The organism is bacterium (assembly GCA_028821235.1).
Taxonomy (GTDB): domain Bacteria; phylum Actinomycetota; class Acidimicrobiia; order Spongiisociales; family Spongiisociaceae; genus Spongiisocius.
This window is the reverse complement of sequence record JAPPGV010000117.1, coordinates 1-4,185: the sequence shown is the minus strand read 5'-3', so window position 1 is coordinate 4,185 and position 4,185 is coordinate 1. Positions and strand designations below refer to the sequence as shown.

5 protein-coding genes are annotated in these 4,185 nt (G+C 68.7%); all 5 read right to left on the bottom strand.

What is annotated here, in order from left to right:
• Positions 1-710 (bottom strand): dihydroneopterin aldolase (folB, locus tag OXK16_12190; GenBank protein ID MDE0376701.1); only part of this gene is annotated, 710 nt, incomplete at its 3' end.
• A complete protein-coding gene (locus OXK16_12185) occupies positions 707-1,186 on the bottom strand; it encodes a hypothetical protein (protein MDE0376700.1) in 480 nt (159 codons plus the stop codon). The genes folB and OXK16_12185, both read right to left, overlap by 4 nt.
• Complete coding sequence (folP, locus tag OXK16_12180) at positions 1,170-2,033, bottom strand: dihydropteroate synthase (protein ID MDE0376699.1); 864 nt, start codon at positions 2,031-2,033, stop codon at positions 1,170-1,172. Before folP ends, OXK16_12185 begins: the two co-directional genes overlap by 17 nt.
• The gene (gene folE, locus OXK16_12175; protein MDE0376698.1) at positions 2,030-2,617 is read right to left on the bottom strand and encodes a GTP cyclohydrolase I FolE; all 588 of its coding nucleotides are present in this window, start codon (positions 2,615-2,617) and stop codon (positions 2,030-2,032) included. The genes folP and folE overlap by 4 nt, the downstream gene beginning before the upstream one ends.
• A partial coding sequence (gene ftsH, locus OXK16_12170) for an ATP-dependent zinc metalloprotease FtsH (GenBank protein ID MDE0376697.1) occupies positions 2,614-4,185 on the bottom strand: 1,572 nt, incomplete at its 5' end. The genes ftsH and folE, both read right to left, overlap by 4 nt.

Sequence of the window (4,185 nt, the reverse complement as noted above, 5' to 3'; positions counted from 1 at the left end):
CGGTCGCCGTACAGGATCAGGTCGAGGTCGATGAGCCGGGGACCCCATCGCGGCCCTCTCACCCTGCCCATCTCCCGCTCGATGTCGAGGAGCCGGCCCACCAGCTCCACCGGGTCGAGATCGGTATCGACCAGGACCACCGCGTTGTAGAAGTGCTCCTGGTCGACCACGCCCTGGGGAGCGGTCTCGTACACACTGGAACTCGCCACCACCCGCCCCACCAACCGGATGCCCTCCATGGCGTTGACGAGGTTGGCCGCCCGGTCGCCCAGGTTGGTCCCCAGGGCGATGGCCGCCCGCGTGCCGTGCGACGACCTCACCACCGTCACGGAGACATCCTCGAACTCGACGTCGATGGGCGCCCGGGGCTTGTGAACGGTCACCGCCACCCTCGAGACGCGGCCGTCCTCGAGAACCAACCGGGCCACCCGTTCCGCCACCTTCTCGATCAGGTTCCATCGTTCGCCCGACACCCGGCGGTGGATCTCGGTGGCCAGCTTGCCGTAGTCGATGGTCGCGGCCAGCTCGTCGTGCTCTCCCGCCTCCGAGAGATCCATCCATAGGGTCACATCCACCACGAACGGCTGGCCCTCCCGCCGTTCTTCGGCCAGGACGCCGTGATGGGCCTCGATCCGCAGACCCTTCAGAGTGATCGAGTCGCCGGACTCCCCCGGGGCCGTCCCGCCGGATGTGATCAAGACCTCGCTCACACCCCCGCCGCCGGAATGAGGCCCCTCCCGCCGGGGCCGAGCGGCCGTCCGATGATCTCCTGGATGACCATCGCAGCCACGCGGGGATCATCCACCAGACCGGCGAAGACCACGTACCCGGCCAGGATGCCACCCACCGTGTCGTCAACGAAGTCCCTGTGGACCAGCACCTTGGCGTCCGGATCGGCCAGGACCTTGGCCAGGACCTCGAATGCGTGCTCGACCGCCGCCTCCTCGTGCTCGCTGTCAACCGGCGCCAGGTAGACCTCGATGCCGGCTCGCTCGTAGCTGCGAACGTTCTGGTTGCCGGGGAGCAGCGACACCACGGTGGTGAATCCCTCCTCGACCAGCCAGGATATCTCCTGCTCCCGCCGGACCCGGCGGTGCTGGATGCCCTGACCACCCACCCGGGACGATGCGGCCAGGCGATCCTGGATAACCCAGGCAAAGTCCCGTGGCCTACTGCCGGTCGGCATCACCGTCATCCATGGCCGCCACCATAGCGTCAGCCAGCGCCAGCGCATCCCGGGTGGAGGGCACATCGTGGACCCTCATCACGGAAGCGCCCAGGATCGCCCCGATACCCGATGCCACCGCGGTCACGCCGTCTCTCTCCTCCACGGAGCGGTCGGTGAGGGCGCCCAGGAAGGCCTTCCTCGAGGCTCCCACCAGGACCGGCCGGCCCAGGCCCGCGAGGTCGGGCAGGCCGTTGAGCAGGGCCAGGTTGTGGTGGAGCGTCTTGCCGAAGCCGATCCCGGGATCGACCGCGATCGCTCGCCGGTCGACACCCGCCTCCGTGGCCGCCCCGATCCTCCGGCGGAGGTACTCGCAGACCTCGGCGACCACGTCCGTGTAGTGGGGGTCGACCTGCATGGTCCGGGGGTTGCCTTGCATGTGCATGAGCACCACCCCCACCCCGGTCGATGCGCACAGTCGCGCCATGGCGGGGTCCTCCAGGGCCGTGACGTCGTTCAGCACGGCAGCTCCGGCCTCGATGGCTGCCCCGGCCACCTCCGGCTTCGACGTGTCGATCGACACCGGCACCCCGGCGGACGCCAACCTCGCCACCACCCCGACCACCCGCCCGAGCTCCTCCTGCTCGGAGACCTCGGCTGCGCCCGGTCGGGTCGACTCGCCACCCACGTCCACGATGTGGGCGCCCTGGCGCCACATCCGCAGACCCATGGCAACGGCCGAGTCCTCCGACAGGCAACGGCCGCCGTCCGAGAAGGAGTCGGGGGTGACGTTGACCACCCCCATGATGACGGTGCCCCGGTTCGGGTCGAGGACGGCACCCCTGACGTGCCACCTCGGTCGCCTCACACGCGGCGCCGGTTGATCAGCGAGAAGGCCTCGGCCCGGGTGGCGGCGCTACGCCGGAACTGTCCCCGGACCGCCGACGTCTGGGTGACCGCGCCCGGCTTCTCCACCCCTCGCATCTCCATGCACAGGTGTCGAGCCTCCACCACCACCAGCGCACCCCGGGGCGCCAGCACTTCCACGAGGGCATCGGCCACCTGGGTGGTGAGCCTCTCCTGCATCTGGGGCCGGCGGGCGAAACCGTCCACCAGCCGCGCCAGCTTGGAGAGCCCGGTCACGCGGCCATCCGGCACGTAGGCCACGTGGGCGGTGCCGTAGAAGGGGAGCAGATGGTGCTCGCACATCGAGTAGAACGGGATGTCGCGCACCAGCACCATCTCCTCGTGCTGGTCGGCCACGAACACCCGGTACAGGTCCTCCCTGGGGTCGCGCCGGATCCCGTCGAACACCTCGGCATACATGCGAGCCACCCGCAGCGGGGTCTCGGTCAGGCCCTCCCGGTCGGGATCCTCTCCGATCGCAGTGAGTATCTGCCGTACGGCGTCGCGGATCGCAGCCTGGTCGATCCCCTGGTCGCCCACGATCAGCGCGAGATCGGCTCGGCCGCTGCCGCGGCCGCCACCCCCTCCACCAGCCCCGGACTGCCGGCCGGCGCCTGGATGCGGGGATCCGAGCCGTGCCTGGCCTCCCACTTGGGCACGTCAGAGAGTATCTCAACGATCTCGTCGGCCGCCAGGGTCTCGACCGTGATCAAACGGTCGGCCAGCCGGTGCAGCGCGTCGATGTGCGTGGTGAGTATCCGCCTGGCCTCCTCATGGGCCTGGCCGAGCAGTGCCCGGACCTCGTCATCGATGGCCGCCGCCACCTCGTTGGAGTAGTCCTGCTGGCTCGAGTAATCGCGGCCGAGGAACACCTCGGCGTTGTTCTTCCCGTACTTCATGGGGCCGAGCTCGTCGCTCATCCCGTACTCCATGACCATCCGCCGGGCCTGCTCGGTGGCCTTCTCGATGTCGTTGGACGCACCGGTGGTGGGATCCACGAAGATCAGTTCCTCGGCGGCCCGCCCTCCCATCAGCATGGCCAGTTGGTCGGTCAGCTCCGACCGGCGCATGTAGTTCCGGTCTTCCGTCGGGAGCGCCAGCGTGTAACCGCCCGCCCGCCCCCGGGGAATGATGGTCACCTTGTGGATCGGGTCGGCGTTGGGAAGGGCGAAACCCACCAGAGCGTGCCCACCCTCGTGGTAGGCGGTGACCTTCTTCTCGTGATCGCTCATCACCCGGCTCTTGCGCTCGGGGCCGGCGATCACCCGGTCGATGGCCTCCTCGAGTTCCGCGGGCTCCACCAGCTCCTTGTCACGGCGCGCCGCCAGCAGGGCGGCCTCGTTGATCAGGTTGGCGAGGTCGGCGCCGGTGAATCCGGGGGTCTGGCGGGCGATGGCCTCCATGTCCACGTCCTCGGAGATCGGCTTGCCCTTGGCGTGGACATCGAGGATGGCCCTCCGGCCCCTGAGATCGGGACGATCGACCACCACCTGTCGGTCGAAACGGCCCGGCCGGAGCAGCGCCGGGTCGAGGATGTCGGGCCGGTTGGTGGCGGCGATCACGATGACCCCGCTGGCCACGTCGAAACCGTCCAACTCCACGAGAAGCTGGTTCAGCGTCTGCTCCCGCTCGTCGTGGCCTCCCCCGAGGCCTGCCCCCCGGTGCCGACCCACCGCGTCGATCTCGTCGATGAAGATGATCGCCGGCGCCGACGACTTGGCCTTCTCGAAGAGGTCACGGACCCGGCTGGCCCCCACGCCCACGAACATCTCGACGAAGTCGGATCCGGAGATCGAGAAGAACGGCACACCGGCCTCACCGGCTACCGCCCGGGCCAGGAGGGTCTTGCCCGTACCGGGAGGCCCGTAGAGGAGCACTCCCTTGGGAATCTTGGCGCCCATTGCCCGGAACTTCTGCGGGGACTCCAGGAAGTCCCTTATCTCTCCCAACTCCTCGATGGCCTCTTTGAGCCCGGCCACGTCCTCGAAGGTGACCTTGGGCTGGTCCTTGGTCACCTGCTTGGCCTTGGCCTTGCCGAACTGCATGATCCGGCTTCCACCGCTCTGCATCTGCATGATCACGAAGATCATGAAGCCGAAGATCAGGAGCCACGG

Bases quoted from the DNA above. Each gene is read 5' to 3' on its own strand.
- OXK16_12185 (MDE0376700.1), bottom strand. From the start codon at position 1,186: ATGCCGACCGGCAGTAGGCCACGGGACTTTGCCTGGGTTATCCAGGAT.